General features: G+C 28.2%; 20 protein-coding genes and 1 other annotated feature. Of the genes, 18 read left to right on the top strand and 2 right to left on the bottom strand.

Going from position 1 to position 16434, the window contains the following annotated elements; translation table 11 throughout:
* Positions 1-206, bottom strand: a 206-nt coding sequence (locus C4R78_RS09555; protein WP_146057660.1) for a transposase family protein, incomplete at its 3' end; no start/stop codon positions are given.
* Between the two features lie 96 nt (positions 207-302).
* On the opposite strand from C4R78_RS09555, the gene C4R78_RS03825 reads away from it, so the two are divergent.
* The 14 genes from C4R78_RS03825 to spoIVA all read left to right on the top strand — a co-directional run bounded on the left by C4R78_RS03825 (position 303) and on the right by spoIVA (position 13114).
* On the top strand, positions 303-1091 hold the full coding sequence (locus C4R78_RS03825) for a sigma-E processing peptidase SpoIIGA (RefSeq protein ID WP_103895783.1): 789 nt from the start codon (positions 303-305) through the stop codon (positions 1089-1091).
* Between the two features lie 12 nt (positions 1092-1103).
* Complete coding sequence (gene sigE, locus C4R78_RS03820; RefSeq protein WP_103895782.1) at positions 1104-1829, top strand: RNA polymerase sporulation sigma factor SigE; 726 nt, start codon at positions 1104-1106, stop codon at positions 1827-1829.
* Between the two features lie 96 nt (positions 1830-1925).
* Entirely contained in the window at positions 1926-2699 is a 774-nt protein-coding gene (gene sigG, locus C4R78_RS03815; protein WP_103895781.1) for an RNA polymerase sporulation sigma factor SigG, read from the top strand.
* Between the two features lie 75 nt (positions 2700-2774).
* Entirely contained in the window at positions 2775-3047 is a 273-nt protein-coding gene (locus C4R78_RS03810; RefSeq protein ID WP_103895780.1) for a YlmC/YmxH family sporulation protein, read from the top strand.
* A gap of 64 nt (positions 3048-3111) precedes the next feature.
* The gene (gene nrdR, locus C4R78_RS03805) at positions 3112-3573 is read left to right on the top strand and encodes a transcriptional regulator NrdR (protein ID WP_103895779.1); all 462 of its coding nucleotides are present in this window, start codon (positions 3112-3114) and stop codon (positions 3571-3573) included.
* Positions 3574-3623: 50 nt separating this feature from the next.
* Positions 3624-4316, top strand: a complete 693-nt coding sequence (pgeF, locus tag C4R78_RS03800; protein ID WP_103895778.1) for a peptidoglycan editing factor PgeF — start codon at positions 3624-3626, stop codon at positions 4314-4316.
* Between the two features lie 4 nt (positions 4317-4320).
* The gene (locus tag C4R78_RS03795) at positions 4321-5010 is read left to right on the top strand and encodes a response regulator transcription factor (RefSeq protein ID WP_103895777.1); all 690 of its coding nucleotides are present in this window, start codon (positions 4321-4323) and stop codon (positions 5008-5010) included.
* Between the two features lie 9 nt (positions 5011-5019).
* The gene (gene pnpS / locus C4R78_RS03790) at positions 5020-6741 is read left to right on the top strand and encodes a two-component system histidine kinase PnpS (protein WP_103895776.1); all 1722 of its coding nucleotides are present in this window, start codon (positions 5020-5022) and stop codon (positions 6739-6741) included.
* Between the two features lie 92 nt (positions 6742-6833).
* On the top strand, positions 6834-8150 hold the full coding sequence (locus C4R78_RS03785) for a DUF512 domain-containing protein (protein WP_103895775.1): 1317 nt from the start codon (positions 6834-6836) through the stop codon (positions 8148-8150).
* A complete protein-coding gene (gene der / locus C4R78_RS03780) occupies positions 8151-9470 on the top strand; it encodes a ribosome biogenesis GTPase Der (protein WP_103895774.1) in 1320 nt (439 codons plus the stop codon).
* A gap of 1 nt (position 9471) precedes the next feature.
* A complete protein-coding gene (locus C4R78_RS03775; protein ID WP_103895773.1) occupies positions 9472-10491 on the top strand; it encodes an NAD(P)H-dependent glycerol-3-phosphate dehydrogenase in 1020 nt (339 codons plus the stop codon).
* Positions 10488-11027, top strand: a complete 540-nt coding sequence (locus tag C4R78_RS03770; RefSeq protein WP_103895772.1) for a chromate transporter — start codon at positions 10488-10490, stop codon at positions 11025-11027. Before C4R78_RS03775 ends, C4R78_RS03770 begins: the two co-directional genes overlap by 4 nt.
* Complete coding sequence (locus tag C4R78_RS03765; protein WP_103895771.1) at positions 11024-11545, top strand: chromate transporter; 522 nt, start codon at positions 11024-11026, stop codon at positions 11543-11545. The genes C4R78_RS03770 and C4R78_RS03765 overlap by 4 nt, the downstream gene beginning before the upstream one ends.
* A gap of 87 nt (positions 11546-11632) precedes the next feature.
* A complete protein-coding gene (gene spoIVA, locus C4R78_RS03760; RefSeq protein WP_103895770.1) occupies positions 11633-13114 on the top strand; it encodes a stage IV sporulation protein A in 1482 nt (493 codons plus the stop codon).
* Between the two features lie 118 nt (positions 13115-13232).
* Here the strand turns inward: spoIVA and C4R78_RS09665 are convergent, their stop codons facing one another.
* On the bottom strand, positions 13233-13358 hold the full coding sequence (locus C4R78_RS09665; RefSeq protein ID WP_278308551.1) for a hypothetical protein: 126 nt from the start codon (positions 13356-13358) through the stop codon (positions 13233-13235).
* A gap of 391 nt (positions 13359-13749) precedes the next feature.
* Here C4R78_RS09665 and C4R78_RS03755 point away from each other — a divergent pair, with 391 nt between their 5' ends.
* Genes C4R78_RS03755 through C4R78_RS03740 form a run of 4 tightly spaced genes read left to right on the top strand, consistent with a single transcriptional unit; the run spans position 13750 to position 16128 of the window.
* Complete coding sequence (locus C4R78_RS03755; protein ID WP_103895769.1) at positions 13750-14433, top strand: YggS family pyridoxal phosphate-dependent enzyme; 684 nt, start codon at positions 13750-13752, stop codon at positions 14431-14433.
* An 11-nt stretch (positions 14434-14444) separates the two neighbouring features.
* Complete coding sequence (locus C4R78_RS03750; RefSeq protein ID WP_103895768.1) at positions 14445-14873, top strand: cell division protein SepF; 429 nt, start codon at positions 14445-14447, stop codon at positions 14871-14873.
* Positions 14874-14887: 14 nt separating this feature from the next.
* Positions 14888-15640 carry a YlmH family RNA-binding protein gene (locus C4R78_RS03745; RefSeq protein WP_103895767.1) on the top strand — a complete coding sequence of 251 codons (753 nt, stop codon included), beginning with the start codon at positions 14888-14890 and terminating at the stop codon, positions 15638-15640.
* An 11-nt stretch (positions 15641-15651) separates the two neighbouring features.
* Positions 15652-16128 (top strand): DivIVA domain-containing protein, encoded by a 477-nt coding sequence (locus C4R78_RS03740; RefSeq protein WP_103895766.1) that lies wholly within the window; start codon positions 15652-15654, stop codon positions 16126-16128.
* Between the two features lie 57 nt (positions 16129-16185).
* Positions 16186-16381 (top strand) — a binding site (T-box leader).
* The last annotated feature ends 53 nt before the right edge of the window (positions 16382-16434 follow it).

The following is a 16434-nucleotide window of genomic DNA, read 5'->3' as shown; positions in this document are numbered from 1 at the left end:
GTTTTCTTGTTCTGAATAGGAACGTCTTTAATTTTTTGGGTTCTGTAGTCATGGACTTTAGAAGTAGTAGAGCCACAAGAAGGGCAAACATGAGATTTTTTTTTAGTTTCAACATGAAATTCAACGAAATCATCACCATTTACAATATTTTTTACGAAAACATCTTTTAAATTAAGCAAATTATTGATAAAATTATTCCTAAGCACTTTATCAGATGCCTCCTTTCAAAATATTTTGTGGGTTAATTATATTTTAGCAAAGCTGGCATCTGAATAAAGTGCTTTTTTGTATTTAAAGAAAAAATGTTGAGGTTTATTTACCACCCCAACATTTATTATAGAACCCTTATAATTTTAATGCCAAATATGCAGATTTATTTTAATGTTTTAATGAAGATTCTTGTTTCTTTGTTGATGATTGTTATTGCTTTTTTTCCTTACACATTAAGAGAAATTGTTAAACTTACTTTGTTATTCTATTTAGAAACATTTTTAATCGGTGGCAGTATAATGGCTATATTTTATCTAAACCACAAAGATTTAAGTAATGTAAATGGGGTATTGCTGTTAAATAGAATGTCTCAAATTTATTTGATATTAGGAAGTATTATAGGTGTTTTTTTTGTTAAAATAGCTTTTGACTATGTTGATTCATACTTTTTTCAAGATAATTTTATAGTAGACATAGAAGTGTTTTTAGATGATAAACATCAAACTATAAAAACCCTTATAGATACAGGAAATAATTTAAAAGATCCATTAACTAATGCACCTGTAATTGTTGCTTATTTTAGACCACTAAAGGGTATTTTGTCTGAAAATTTATACAATAGACTTTTGATGGCAAAAACTTACGAAGAATTTTCAAGAGAAATTTTAAATTCAGAATATAAAAACAGGATAAGACTTATACCTTATAATGCAATAGGAATTAATAATGGATTAATTGTTGGTATTAAAATTGATAAGATATTGGTAAAAAAAGATAAAAAATTAAAAAAAATAGAAGATGTAATATTGGCTTTTTATCATTTACCTTTATCTCAGGATAGCTTTTTTGATGCATTAGGTTTTCCAGAAATAATAAAATAAGGGGGGTTTTTTATGGGATTTATAAATTTAATTTTTAATTTCTTTAATAAAATTCTTTTATGGATTAAGCAAAAAATATTCAATACAAACTTAGTATATTATATCGGTGGTGCGGATGTTTTACCTCCTCCTTTAAGTAATGAAGAAGAAAACATGCTTGTTGAAGAGTTGAAAAATGGTAATGATAAGGTTAAAGGAATATTAATAGAAAGAAATTTAAGGTTAGTCGTATATATTGCAAAAAAATTTGAAAATACTAATGTGAGCATTGAAGATTTAATATCTATTGGAACAATTGGACTTATAAAGGCGGTTAATACTTTCGAACCTAAAAAAAAGATTAAATTGGCAACATATGCTTCAAGATGTATTGAAAATGAGATTTTAATGTATTTAAGAAGAAATAGTAAAATAAGAAGTGAGATATCCTTTGATGAACCTTTAAATGTAGATTGGGATGGAAATGAATTGTTATTATCTGATATATTAGGTACAGACAATGACTTAATTTATCATCATATAGAGGATGAGGTTGAAAAACAACTTTTAATGAACGCAATGGAAAGGTTAAGCAAAAGAGAAAGACAAATTATGGAACTCAGATTCGGACTAAAAGGAGATGGTGAAAAAACACAAAAAGAAGTTGCAGATATACTTGGAATATCTCAATCTTATATTTCAAGATTGGAGAAAAGAATTATAAAAAGATTAAGAAAAGAAATCTCAAAGATGGTTTGACTATGTAAAATAATGTAAATTTATGAAAAGAATAAAAAAAATATCCTTCGGGAATAATTATAATGTAAGTATAACCGAAGGAGTTGAATTAAGGCTATGGCAAATAATAAGGTTGAGATTTGTGGTGTAAATACTTCAAAATTGCCTGTTCTTACAAATGAAGAGATGAAAGAATTATTAATTAGGATGAAGCAGGGAGATAAAGAGGCTAGAGAAAAATTCATTAAAGGGAATTTAAGGCTAGTCTTAAGTGTGATACAAAGGTTTAATAATAGAGGAGAGAATGTTGATGACCTTTTTCAAGTGGGTTGTATAGGTCTTATTAAAGCTATAGATAATTTCGATATTGAACAAAATGTAAAATTTTCTACTTATGCAGTTCCTATGGTTGTAGGTGAAATTAGAAGATATTTAAGAGATAATAATTCTATAAGAGTAAGCAGATCTTTAAGGGATATTGCTTATAGAGCACTTCAAGTTAGAGATAAATTAGTTTCAGAAAACAACAAAGAACCTACAATATCTGAGATTGCCAAAGAACTTAATATACCAAGAGAAGAAGTGGTTTTTGCGTTGGATGCTATACAGGATCCTGTATCGTTGTTTGAGCCTATATATCATGATGGTGGAGATGCTATTTATGTTATGGATCAAATAAGTGATACCAAAAATGATGATGATGCATGGGTGGAGAATATAGCTATAAAACAAGCTTTAAAGAAACTAAATAAGAGGGAAAAAATGATTTTAATGATGAGGTTTTTTGAAGGTAAAACTCAAATGGAGGTAGCAGAAGAGATAGGTATTTCTCAAGCTCAGGTATCAAGACTAGAAAAATCTGCTTTAAATCATTTAAGAAAATATATTTAATAGGTGTCAATAAGTTAGTTTTGGCACCTATATTTTTTGTTTTTTAATCATATAATTTTAAAAGGGGGTGGAGTTATGAGGGATAATTCAAATGATCAATTTTTTACGTTATCAGATTTAAGACAAATGGAGGTAATTGATATTAATAAAGGAAAAAGGTTGGGTTTTGTAAGTGATGTTATTTTTGATGATGATTTAACAAGGATAGAGTATATAGTTATTCCTCCACAAAATAATTTTCTTTCTATTTTTAGAAAGAAAGATGAATTGCTTATAAGTTGGGATAAGATTAGAACTATAGGTATTGATGTAATACTTATAGATGCTTTAAAAGAAGACAATGAATAGACATTTAATTATATAGATGATATAATACATTTTTAGAAAATAATAAAAGATGGGGATGAAAAAGATGAAGTGTCCATATTGCAATTATATTGAGACTAAAGTTTTAGATTCAAGACCTACAGAGGACAATACTTCTATAAGAAGGAGAAGAGAATGTTTAAATTGCAATAGAAGATTTACTACATATGAAAAGGTTGAAGATATTCCTGTATATGTAATAAAAAAAGATGGTAGACGAGAGCCTTTTGATAAAAGAAAAATATTAGTTGGAGTCTTAAAATCTTGTGAAAAAAGGCCTATTTCTATATCAAAAATCGAAGAACTTGTAAATGAAGTTGAAAAACATGTTTATAATACTATGAAACAAGAAGTTGAGAGTAGCTTTATTGGAGAATTAGTTATGAAGAAATTAAAGGATTTAGATGATGTTGCATATGTTAGGTTTGCTTCTGTGTATAGACAATTTAAGGATATAAATACGTTTTTAGAAGAATTACAAAAATTATTAAGTGAAAATAGAGATTGATTTTAAAATTTTTATTTTTTTGTGATAAAATTATAATATGGTGATGTAAAATGTTTGGTTTTAATTTTTTAATTTATCTAAATTCTGATAAGTATTTAGGTATAACCTGTGATGAATATAAAAGTATTCTTGAAAGTAAAAAATTAACTAATGATATATATAAAAAAATTACTGAATTAGGTTTTTATGCTAAAAATACTGTTTTTTTAAAACAAGTTCATGAAACTAATATAGTTATTGCAGACAAAAATAATATTGATAAAGTTAGAGGAATGGAAGGAGATGCAATTATTGCAATTGAACCTAATATTCCTATAATTGTTTTTACAGCAGATTGTGTTCCGATATTTATAGTTGATAAAGTAAAAAAATTTATAGCTGCAGTTCATGCTGGTTGGAAAGGAACTGTTAAAAATATTGCTTTTAATGTGGTAGAATATATGATTAAAAACTTAAATTGTAATCCTTTAGATTTAATAGCAAATATAGGTCCTTCTATAGGACCTTGTTGTTTTGAAGTAAAGGAAGATGTAGCTAGATATTTTAATTTTTTTATTAGAGAAAACAAGTATTTTGTTAATCTTTGGAAGGAGAATAAAGATCAGTTATTAAAAGCAGGTTTGCTTGAGGAAAATATTTATGTTAGCAATGTGTGTACGTGTTGTAATAAAAATTATTATTCTTACAGGCGAGAGGGAATTTTAGCAGGAAGGCAATTGAATATTATACAATTTAAGGAGTGATTACATGGCAGGAGAAAAGATACTTATTATAGACGATGAGCTTCATATTATTGAGTTGTTAAAATATAATTTAGAAGCCAATGGTTATAAAGCATTTTATGCTTTAAATGGTAAAGAAGGATTAAGGTTAGCTAGTGAAAAAAAGCCTGATCTTATATTATTAGATGTTATGCTTCCTGAAATGGATGGATTTGATGTTTGTAAGGAAATAAAAAAGAATGAAGATACATCCAATATACCAATAATTATGTTAACAGCTAAGAGCGAAGAATTTGATAAAATATTAGGTTTAGAGTTAGGAGCAGATGATTATATTACTAAACCATTTTCTATAAGGGAACTTTTAGCTAGGGTAAAAGCGGTTTTAAGAAGAAATAATAAACAAGCAAAAAGCAACGTTGTTTATATTCATGACTTAAAATTAGATTTTGATAAACGTGAAGTTTTGAAAAATGGTATTAAGGTAGATCTGACGCTTAAAGAATTTGAATTATTAAAATTATTAGTTTTGAATAAAGGAAAGGTTTTAACTAGAGATTTCTTACTAGATAAAGTATGGGGATATGAATATTATGGTGAAACAAGAACCGTTGATGTTCATGTAAGGCATTTAAGACAAAAAATTGAGGATGATGACAAGAACCCTAAATATATAGAAACTGTAAGAGGTATAGGATATAAATTTAAAGAATAAGGTGATTTAATGAGAAAAAAGTTGATATTTTTTACTATGGCAGTTTTGATTATGACTGTAACAATAATGGGAGCTTTGGTTTATTATTATGTTAAGAACTTTTTAATTAATGTATTAAAAAACGAGATGGATTATCAAGTAAACTTAGCCATAGAATATTTAAAAACTTCTGATTTAAAGGATTTTGATTTGATAGCTAAAAATATTAAGTCTGCTATTAATAAAAGAGTAACAATAATCAAAAAAGATGGGACTGTATTAGGTGAATCAGATGCTAATAGTAAATTTTTAGAAAATCATAAAGATCGTAAGGAATTCATTGAGGCCATTAATACAGGAATAGGAATTAGCTTTAGAAGAAGTTTTACGTTGGATAAAATGATGTTTTATTATGCTAAAAAATTTTTATTAAATGGCGATATTTTGATAATGAGAATATCTATGGAATTAGATTTAGTTAAGATTATGCAAAAGAAGATTTTACACTTTTTATTTATTACTGTTTTTGTATCCTTGTTTTTATCATCTGGATTATTATGGTTATTTTTAAATAAATTTATTGAGCCTATTAAAGAGCTTATAAAAATTGCAACTATAATTTCTATGGGAGAATATGATAAAAGGATAAAAATTAAAACGAATGATGAAATAGGTCAGCTTGGGCATGCCTTCAATATAATGGCTGCGCGTCTTGAAGAAACTATATTAGATTTGGAAGACAAAAGGAATAAATTGATTTCTATTTTAAAGAGTATGGATGATGGAGTTATTGTATTTGATAATAATCAAAATATTATATTGATTAACCCTGCTGCTAAAAAAATGTTTGATATAAAAGAAGATGTTACCGGAAAACATTTAATTGAAGTTGTTAAAAATTTAGATTTGGAAGATTTAATTAAGGAAAATATAGAAGAAGAGGTAGAGTTAAAAATATCGTTTCCTGAGGTAAAGTATTTTAAAATAAGGACAACTAAGGTTTATAATAATGATAAAGCTAATGAAGATTTAGGAACGTTGATGGTAATTCAAGATGTTACAAAAATGAAGATGCTTGAAAATATGCGTTCAGATTTTGTAGCAAATGTTTCTCATGAACTAAAAACTCCATTAACTTCTATTAAAGGATTTGCAGAAACATTAAAAGATGTAGAAGACGATAAACTTAGAAGAAAATTTTTAGATATTATTAACATAGAAGCAGAAAGATTAACAAAACTTATAAATGATATTTTAACTTTATCAGAACTTGAAAATAAGGATTATGCTATTAATTTTGAAAAATTAAATGTTATTGAATTGATTGAAGAAGTTATATATATAATGAATCCTTTGGCGAAAAATAAAGATATAATTATAGATTTTGAAAATAATTGTAATGAAATAATTATTTATGGAGATAGAGATAAGTTTAAGCAAATGATGATAAATCTTATAGATAATGCTATAAAATATACAAACGAAGGTGGAAAGGTTTTATTAAAAGCATTAAAATTAGATAAACAAGTTGAAATTTATGTTATAGATAATGGAATAGGTATTCCTAAGGAACATTTACCAAGATTATTTGAGAGGTTTTACAGGGTAGATAAAGCAAGGTCAAGAAGTTTAGGAGGAACTGGCTTAGGGTTAGCTATTGTAAAGCATATTGTTAATCTTATGAAAGGTAAGATTGATGTATATAGTGAAGTTGGAGAAGGAACTACATTTAAAATTACTTTTCCTTTATAAAAACTTCGGTATTCCGAAGTTTTTATTTTTCTTGATATTATTTTTTTAAAATGATAATATTAAAATTATGAAAATGTGATGAGGTGAAGAAAGTGAAAAAAAGAGAATTAATAGTAAAAAGTGTAACTTTTGGTTCTATTGGTTATGAGGTAGGAATAGAGCCTGGAGATGTTATTTTAAGAATAAACGGAAATAAAGTTGATAATATTTTAGAATATAAATTTTTAATAGCCGATGAATATTTAGATTTAATTATAAAAAAGCCTTATGGAGAAGAATGGGAAATTGAAATAGAGAAGGATTTTGATGAAGATCTAGGATTAGAACTTTTAGATCCTTCCATAGAAAATCCTAAACGATGCCATAATAAATGTATATTTTGTTTTATAGATCAACTGCCACCTAACATGAGGCAAAGTTTATATTTTAAAGACGATGATTCTATGCTTTCGTTTTTGCAGGGGAATTTTGTTACTCTAACTAATATGAAAGATGAAGAGTTAGAAAAAATAATTAAGTATAAAATCAGTCCAATTAATGTTTCAGTTCATACTACTAATCCGCAATTAAGGGTAAAAATGCTTAATAATAAAAGAGCAGCAAAAATAAATGAACAATTGAAAAAACTAGCAGATGGTGGTATAACTATTAATTGTCAAATAGTTTTATGTTATGGTATAAATGATGGGGAAGAACTAAAAAGAACATTAAAGGATCTTTCAAAATATTATCCTAATGTTCAAAATGTAGCTGTTGTTCCTGTTGGAATAACAAAATATAGGCAAAATTTATATGAAATTGAAGGATATGATCGGAAAAGATCGCTAGAACTTATTGAATTTATAAAACCATTACAAGAAAGTTTTAATAAAAAATTAAAAACTCCTTTTGTAAGACTTGCAGATGAATTTTATGTAATGGCAGGAATTGAACTGCCTTGTTATGAACATTATGGAGATTTTGAACAACTAGAAGACGGTATTGGAATGATTAGATTTTTTGAAAAACAAATTATTGAAGGTTTAAAGGATTTCAACTATGATGGTAAAGGCAAAGAAATAGCTTTTATTACAGGAGAATCATTTTATGAGTATTTAAAAGTTTTTGCAAACATAATCGAAGAAAAATTAAATCTTAAAATTAATGTTTATAAGATTAAAAATGAATTTTTTGGTGAAAGAATTACTGTTGCAGGACTTTTAACAGGAAAAGATATAATAAAACAATTAAATGGTATTATAAAAGAAGATATATTATTTATTCCTAATAACATGCTTAAAGCAGATAAAGATGTATTTTTAGATGACATAACTTTATCAGAGCTTGAAAAGGAATTAAATGTTAAAGCTATTAAGGTAAAGTATACTGGTGAGGATCTTATCGAAAAAATAGTAAGTGAGGTGATATAAATGGCAAAGCCTATAGTAGCTATCGTTGGAAGACCTAATGTAGGTAAATCCACACTTTTTAATAAATTGGTTGGTAAAAGAATAGCTATAGTTGAAGATACTCCGGGTGTAACGAGGGATAGAATTTATGCAGAAGTAGAATGGCTTAACTATAAATTTACATTAGTTGATACTGGTGGTATTGAGCCTGAAAGTGATGATATTATATTAAAACAAATGAAAAGACAGGCTCAAATAGCTATTGAAACTGCTGATGTAATAATATTTATGGTTGATGGAAAAGAAGGTTTAACAAGTACTGACATAGAAGTAGCTGAAATGTTAAGAAGGGTAAATAAGCCCGTAGTTTTAGTTGTAAATAAAATAGATAATTTAAAGCTTGAAGATAATAAATATGAATTTTATTCACTAGGTTTAGGAGAACCTATTACTATATCAGCTGCACTAAGCTTAGGACTTGGGGATATGTTAGATGAAGTTGTAAAGCATTTTAAGGATAGAGTTGAAGATGAGGAGGAATCACATTATATAAAGGTAGCTATAGTAGGAAAACCTAATGTGGGTAAGTCTTCTTTGTTAAATAGGCTGTCTGGTGAAGAAAGAGCAATAGTTAGTGATATTCCAGGAACTACAAGAGATGCTATAGATAGTTTAGTAGAAATAAATGGCGAAAAGTTTTTATTTATAGATACAGCTGGTATAAGAAGAAAAAGTAGAATAAAAGAAGAAATAGAGAAATATAGCGTTATTCGTTCGCTTGCTGCAATAGATAGGGCAGACGTTTGTCTTATAATGATAGATGCAACACAGGGTGTTACTGAGCAGGATGAAAAAATTGCAGGTATTGCCCATGAAGCTGGTAAAGGCATTATAATAGTTGTAAATAAATGGGATTTAATAGAAAAAAACGATAAAACTATGAATGAATATACTAATAAAATTAGAACTGCCCTTTCATTTGTAGCCTATGCTCCTATTATATATATATCAGCAAAAACAGGTCAGAGAGTAGCAAAGTTAATTGAATTAATTAAATACGTTGCAGATCAAAATGCGATGAGAGTAAAAACAGGTGTATTAAATGAAGTTATAAGTGAAGCAGTTATGTTAAGACAACCACCAGTTGAAAAAGGTAAAGCTCTTAAGATATACTATGCTACTCAAATTTCAACCAAACCACCTACTTTTGCTATATTTGTTAATGATGAAGAAATTGTTCATTTTTCATATGATAGATATCTTGAAAATCAAATAAGACAGCATTTTGGATTTGAAGGCACTCCAATAAGGCTTATTTATAAATCTAAAAAGGAGGATTAAAATGAGAATTTCTATATTAGGTGCAGGAAGTTGGGGGACAGCAATTTCTTTATTATTAGCAAAAAAAAATTTTGAAGTTCGTGTTTGGGATAGAAATGATAAAGTTTTAGATGATATAAAATTAAATAGAAAAAATGATAGATATTTACCAGGTATAACTTTACCTTCGAATATTATCCCCAAATATGATATAAAAGAAGCCATAGATGGGGCAGAAATGATAGTTGTAGCTGTCCCCTCCCATGCTGTTAGAGATGTTTGTTCGAAAATAAAGGATTGCGTAATAAAGGATCAAATTTTCATTAGCTTAACCAAAGGGATAGAAGATAAAACTTTTAAAAGGATGTCTCAAGTTATTGAAGAATTTTTCTCAGAAAATAAAGTAGCAGTTTTGTCTGGGCCTTCTCATGCAGAAGAGGTGTCAAGAGATGTTCCTACTGCTGTTGTTGTAGCTTCAAAACATGAAGATGTCGCTTTAAAAGTTCAAGATACATTTATGACGCCTAATTTTAGAGTTTACACTAATACTGATATTATTGGTGTGGAAATTGGAGGAGCTGTAAAAAATATAATAGCACTTGCGGCAGGAATATCAGATGGTTTGGGTTTTGGAGATAATACAAAGGCTGCTTTAATGACAAGAGGTATAGCTGAAATTGCACGATTGGGAATAGCTCTAGGTGCAAATCCTATGACTTTTACAGGGTTAAGTGGTATAGGTGATCTTATTGTTACTTGTATGAGTATGCACTCAAGAAATAGAAGAGCTGGAATACTTATAGGAAAAGGAAAAAGTCTTAAGGAAGCATTAGAGGAGATAAACATGGTTGTTGAAGGAGTTAATACTACAAAGTCTACATATCAACTTTCTTTAAACATAGGAGTTGAAATGCCTATAACTACAGAACTTTATAATGTCTTATTTAATGGCAAAGATCCAAAACTTGCAGTTACTGAGCTTATGCAAAGAGATAAGAAAGATGAGTTAGAGAGTATGTTATTTAATAAGGTGGTTATATGAAAAGTTTTGAACTTTTTAAAACGTTTTTTAAAATTGGAGCTTTTACCCTTGGCGGAGGCTATGCTATGCTTCCTTTAATAGAAAAAGAGGTTGTAGAAAAAAAGGGATGGATAGATGAAGAAGAGTTTTTGGACCTGGTGGCTTTAGCACAAGCTTCACCGGGGCCTATTGCTGTTAATACAGCAGTTTTTGTTGGATATAGGTTGATGGGGATAAAAGGGGTTTTAGTTTCTACTTTAGGGTCTATATTGCCATCTTTTTTTATAATACTTATAATAGCTTCTTATTTTACTGAAATGAAAAGTAGCTATATAATTGAAAGGATATTTATGGGGATAAGACCAGCAGTTGCAGGAATGGTATTAGCATCTGTTTTTAGGATGGGAAGAAATGTAATACTTAATTTTAAAAAACTTGTTTTTGTTATTGTTATATCTATATCTGTTTGGATGTATAAAATAACTCCAATATATATTATTTTATTATCCATTCTTTTAGGATTATATATTAATTTTAAAAGGGGTAAACTTATATGATTCTTTTAAAATTGTTTATTACCTTTTTTAAAATAGGTATGTTTAGTTTTGGTGGAGGCTATGCTATGCTTCCATTAATACAATTACAGGTTGTTGAAATAAATAATTGGCTATCTAAAAAAGAATTTATAGATATTGTTGCTGTTTCTCAAGTTACACCAGGTCCTATTGCTATTAATAGTGCAACATATATAGGTTATAAAATTGGTGGGGTAATAGGTGCAGTTATAAGTACTATTGGGGTTTGTTTACCATCTGTTATAATAATGTTTATTCTTTTAAAATTTGTTATAAGGTTTAAAAATAATAATTTTATTGAAGACATTTTTAAATTTTTAAGACCTACAGTTTTAGGATTGATTTTAGCTGCTGCTATGATTATATTTCAAGAATCGGTTCTTGGTTTTAAGGAGTTTTTGATTTTTTTGTTTGTTTTTGTTTTGTCTTTGAAATATAAATTAGATCCTATTTTGTTAACATTATTAAGTGGAATCTTAGGATACCTTATTTTTACGTAAATTAATTTCTCCACGGAATTTTTTGTTCTAAATATTTTTGAAATTAAATATATATAAACTAGATAAAATGTATTAGGAGGTAGAACCGTGGAGGAATTCAATATATATAAAGATATTGCTGAAAGAACTCAAGGAGATATTTATGTGGGAGTAGTTGGACCTGTAAGGACAGGAAAGTCTACATTTATTAGAAGGTTTATGGAACTTTTAGTTTTACCTAATATTGATAATGTCCATAAAAAAGAAAGAACAAAAGATTCATTACCTCAAAGTGGTTCTGGAAAAATAATAACAACGGTTGAACCTAAGTTTGTTCCAAGTGATGAAGCAGTAGAAATAGAATTGGATGATAAGGCAAAAATGAGGGTAAAGATGATTGATTGCGTTGGCTATATGGTTCATGGTGCTACTGGACATTTAGAAAATGACCAAATAAGAATGGTGAAGACACCTTGGTTTGAGGAAGAGATTCCTTTTACTGAGGCTGCGGAAATAGGAACAAGGAAGGTAATTAGTGAACATTCTACAATTGGAATTGTTGTCACTACGGATGGTAGTATTACTGAAATTCCAAGAGAAAATTATATTGAAGCTGAAGAAAGAGTAATAAAAGAATTACAAGCATTAAATAAGCCTTTTATTGTAGTTCTTAATACAACACATCCTTATAATCCAGATACTATTAATTTAAGAAAGACACTAGAAGATAAGTATAAAGTTCCTGTTTACATTGTTGATGCAGCAAATTTAAGAATAGAAGATATAAATAATATTTTTGAAAGGGTTTTATACGAATTTCCTGTTACAGAAATTGGAATAAAGCTACCGGATTGGGTAGAAAATTTAGATAATGATCATTGGTTAAAGAAAAACTTTATTTTAGCGGTTAAAAATTCTATAAAGGACCTTTCAAAAATTAGAGATATAAAGCCTGTAATTAACTCATACAAAGAATATGAATTTGTAGGGGATGTAAATCTTGATGAGATGAAATTAGGTGAAGGTTCTGCTAAAATAACTATGAAGGTTAAGGATGGATTATTCTATAAAATACTAGGTGAAATTTCTGGATTTAACATTACGGGAGAATTTGATCTTCTCAACTTAATGAAGGATCTTACAGTTGCTAAAAGGGAGTATGATAGAATAGAAGCTGCATTAAAAGAAGTAAAAGAGACTGGGTATGGACTAGTTCCACCTCAGATAGATGAGTTAAAACTTGAAGAACCTGAAATAGTAAGGCAAGGAAATAAATTTGGGGTTAAATTACGTGCAAGTGCACCTTCTTTACACATAATAAGGGTAGATGTTGAAACAGAAGTTTCTCCTATTGTAGGAACTGAAAAACAAAGCGAAGAACTTTTAAAATCGCTTCTTGAGGAATTTGAAAATAATCCTCAAAAGATTTGGCAGGCTAATATGTTTGGCAAAACCTTAGAAGAACTTGTTAAAGAAGGACTACAAAATAAATTATATAAGATGCCAGAGGATATTCAAGAAAAACTTCAAAAAACATTGCAAAAAATAATTAATGAAGGAAATGGAGGATTAATTTGTATAATTTTATAAAAAGCCCTTTTGGGCTTTTATTTTTTAATAAAATTTAATTGATAACAATAAAGATTTGTGATATACTATCATTGGTTTTTATAAGAGGGATAAGTTTAAAAGTCCCTCGAGGGGACTTTTAAAATGCAAAATAATCATTCATTTTTATGCAACCTTGGTTTTTGATTGGATTTTTCTTTTCCTTTTTATTAGTTACTTTTATAGTTTCGTCCTCTTTTACCTTTACTACATTGCCGATTTGCATAATATCAACTCCTTTTTAATAATAGTTTTTTTCGGCATCAGGTAAAAGATTCATCCTTTTTGTGGAAACCCAAAGGTTACCACATTAAGAAAAAACATTATAAAACCCCCTAATACTGAAAATTAACTATCTATTTATATAATAACATCTACTGTTGTATAATACAAATCTTATTAATCATCACTAATCTTTTTTAAATGGCGCTATTAGGTTTTAAATATGATAGCTTTATTTTTCCTCATTTCTTCTGCAATCTCCTCTTATTTCCTATATGCTTTATGGTAAAATGCTTGAGTTTTCAAAAAATTGATATTAAAATTATTTTAAAGGAATTTTAGTTTTTGTGTAGAATTATATCATTGACAGTAATCCGCCAATAAGGGGTGATTTAATGAGTATATCTGAAAACATAGCAAAAATTTTTTCTAAAATTGACGAGGCCGCTGAAAAAGTTGGGAAAACAAGAAATGATATTTTACTTGTTGCTGTAAGTAAAACTCATCCAGTGGAAAAAATAATAGAAGCGAGAGATTGTGGTCTTTGTATATTCGGTGAAAATAAAGCTCAAGAACTTTTACAAAAATATGATAAAGTTAAGGATGTAAAATGGCATTTTATTGGGCATCTTCAAAGAAATAAAGTAAAATACATTATAGATAAAGTTGATTTAATACACTCTTTAGATAGTATTCCACTTGCAGAGGAAATAGATAAAAGAGCCAAGAAAGTAGGAAGAAAAATGCCAGTGCTTATAGAGGTGAACATAGGTAAAGAAGAATCGAAGTCAGGTATTTACGAGGAAGATGTTTTAGAATTTGCAAAGCAATTGACTGAGTTTGAAAATATTATATTACAAGGAGTAATGACAATTCCCCCCATTTGTGAAGATGCTAATAAAACTAGAGATTATTTTAAAAGGATGAAGGAAATATTTGAAAATCTCAAATTGTTAAACTATGATAATTTTGATATTAAGTTTCTTTCTATGGGAATGACAAATGATTTTGAAATAGCTATTGAAGAGGGGGCTAATGTTGTTCGTATTGGGACAGGTATATTTGGTAGTAGGTTATAAGGAGGGATAGTATGACAAATAAAATATTAAAGCCCTTCAATAAAATGATGGATGCGTTAGGTTTTTCATCAGAAGAGCAAGAAGACGCAGAGGAGAGGGAACAAGAACAAGAAAGAGTTGTTACAAATACTCAAAGTAAGATAGTTAGTATAAAAACAATGTTCCCTAAAGTAATTTTAAAAAGGCCTCAACAGCTTAATGATACTACTGATATTATTGAAGCTATAAAATCTAAAAAAATTGTTATTCTTAATATGATAAACTTAGATCAAGCTTTAGCTCAAAGAATACTTGATATAATTCTTGGAGCAGCTTATGCTTTAGAGGGCAAGGTAGAAGAAGTTGCAAAATCAGTTTATTTAGTTGTACCTGAAGCTGTTGAAATAACAAATGAATTAAAAGAACAATTGGACAAGGGAACTTTTATAGACTTTGATTAATATAAGGTGATTGCATGGAGTGTATAAAATTTAAAGAATATATACTTAATAAAAATACTTATCTTTCTTTTTTGAATAAAATTGCTCTTGCTAAAAAATGGATATGTACTTTTACAGATTTTTTAGATCCAGAGGAACAATCCGCATTAAGGGAAATGTGTTTTGATGAAGATGTTGAAGTATCCTTTTTTAAGGAAGGTATATTAGAAAGGACTGTTGCAAGACTTGGAACTTGTGATGATGAGTATCCTATAGATATAATAAAAGTTGAAGGGAATTTTAAATTTGAAAAACTTGAACATAGGGATTATTTAGGAGCTATTTTATCGTTAGGAATAAAAAGAGAAAAAGTTGGAGATATAAATGTTTTCGATGATGGTGCAGAAATTTATATTATGAAGGACTTAAGTGATTATATAATGTTAAATTTACATAAAATAAAGCATACTTCGGTAAAATTAAGGAAGATAAATTTAAATGAAGCAAGGGAAAGACAGATAAAATATAAAGAATTTATATTAAATGTACCTTCCTTTAGGATAGATGCTATAGTTTCTGAGCTTATTGGAGTTTCAAGAAGTAAAGCTTCGGATATTATTAAAAGTGAAAAGGTTAAATTAGATTTTAAGATAATTAAAGAATTAGATACAAAAGTAAAGCCAAATTCTATTATTTCTGTAAAAGGATATGGAAGATTTATAATTGGAGAACATTTAGGAGTTACTAAAAGTGGAAGATTTGTTATTGAAGCTAAAAAAATAGTTTAGGAGGGTTATTTATGTCTTTAACGCCAAATGATATAGCAAATAAAGAATTTAAAAAGGTTTTTAGAGGATATGATATTGATGAAGTAGATGATTTTTTAGAGCAAATTGTCGAAGAATATGAAAGGTTGTATAAAGAAAATATAAATTTAAAGGAAAAAATTAATGCTCTTAATGAAAAAATAGAGCATTATTCAAATATAGAGTCTACTTTACAAAATACTTTAGTGTTGGCTCAAAGTGCTGCTGAACAAGCAAAAGAAAATTCTAAAAAAGAAGCAGAGATGATACTAAATAATGCAAAAGAAAGATCTGAACAAATGATAAAAGAAGCAGAAATGAAAGCAAATCAATTAATTGCAGAGGCTCAACAAAAAGTTTTAGAAATAAATAAAGAATATGAGATGTTAAAACAAGAATTTAACATGTTTAAATCTAGATTTATAGGATTATTGCAAGCCCAGCTTGAAACGGTTAATAAGTTTGAATAGTATTTGTATTGACATTAATTATATAATATAGTATATTAATGAGTAAAATTGAAGAGGATAAATACGATGACAGGGACGAGTAGATAGTATGGGGTTTTACAGAGAGTGGGGGAAGGTGAGAGCCCATAAACTTCCAGCTATCGAAAATCACCCTCGAGTAGCAGGCTGAATTTTAGTAGGCTGTGCCGGCTGGAGCCGTTATTTAATTGAGTGATAAATTTGGGTGGTACCGCGAGCAGACTTCGCCCCATGGTGGAGTCTGCTTTTTTGCTAGTATAAATAATATCTAACCGAAGGAGGGCGTTA

The sequence above is a fragment of the Caloramator fervidus genome, from assembly GCF_900108045.1.
Taxonomy (GTDB): Bacteria; Bacillota; Clostridia; order Clostridiales; family Caloramatoraceae; genus Caloramator; species Caloramator fervidus.
Note: the sequence above shows the minus strand (reverse complement) of the source record. Positions and strands in the feature narration are given on the sequence as shown.

Excerpts from the sequence above, each read along its gene's own strand:
- C4R78_RS03755 (WP_103895769.1), top strand. The coding sequence starts at position 13,750 with ATGAGTATATCTGAAAACATAGCAAAAATTTTTTCTAAAATTGACGAG.
- sigE (WP_103895782.1), top strand. The coding sequence starts at position 1,104 with ATGGGATTTATAAATTTAATTTTTAATTTCTTTAATAAAATTCTTTTA.
- C4R78_RS09665 (WP_278308551.1), bottom strand. The coding sequence starts at position 13,358 with ATGCAAATCGGCAATGTAGTAAAGGTAAAAGAGGACGAAACTATAAAA.
- pgeF (WP_103895778.1), top strand. The coding sequence starts at position 3,624 with ATGTTTGGTTTTAATTTTTTAATTTATCTAAATTCTGATAAGTATTTA.
- sigG (WP_103895781.1), top strand. The coding sequence starts at position 1,926 with ATGGCAAATAATAAGGTTGAGATTTGTGGTGTAAATACTTCAAAATTG.
- C4R78_RS03750 (WP_103895768.1), top strand. The coding sequence starts at position 14,445 with ATGACAAATAAAATATTAAAGCCCTTCAATAAAATGATGGATGCGTTA.
- der (WP_103895774.1), top strand. The coding sequence starts at position 8,151 with ATGGCAAAGCCTATAGTAGCTATCGTTGGAAGACCTAATGTAGGTAAA.
- C4R78_RS03745 (WP_103895767.1), top strand. The coding sequence starts at position 14,888 with ATGGAGTGTATAAAATTTAAAGAATATATACTTAATAAAAATACTTAT.
- C4R78_RS03765 (WP_103895771.1), top strand. The coding sequence starts at position 11,024 with ATGATTCTTTTAAAATTGTTTATTACCTTTTTTAAAATAGGTATGTTT.
- C4R78_RS03795 (WP_103895777.1), top strand. The coding sequence starts at position 4,321 with ATGGCAGGAGAAAAGATACTTATTATAGACGATGAGCTTCATATTATT.
- C4R78_RS03810 (WP_103895780.1), top strand. The coding sequence starts at position 2,775 with ATGAGGGATAATTCAAATGATCAATTTTTTACGTTATCAGATTTAAGA.
- C4R78_RS03825 (WP_103895783.1), top strand. The coding sequence starts at position 303 with ATGTTGAGGTTTATTTACCACCCCAACATTTATTATAGAACCCTTATA.
- C4R78_RS03740 (WP_103895766.1), top strand. The coding sequence starts at position 15,652 with ATGTCTTTAACGCCAAATGATATAGCAAATAAAGAATTTAAAAAGGTT.
- nrdR (WP_103895779.1), top strand. The coding sequence starts at position 3,112 with ATGAAGTGTCCATATTGCAATTATATTGAGACTAAAGTTTTAGATTCA.
- pnpS (WP_103895776.1), top strand. The coding sequence starts at position 5,020 with ATGAGAAAAAAGTTGATATTTTTTACTATGGCAGTTTTGATTATGACT.
- C4R78_RS03775 (WP_103895773.1), top strand. The coding sequence starts at position 9,472 with ATGAGAATTTCTATATTAGGTGCAGGAAGTTGGGGGACAGCAATTTCT.
- C4R78_RS03770 (WP_103895772.1), top strand. The coding sequence starts at position 10,488 with ATGAAAAGTTTTGAACTTTTTAAAACGTTTTTTAAAATTGGAGCTTTT.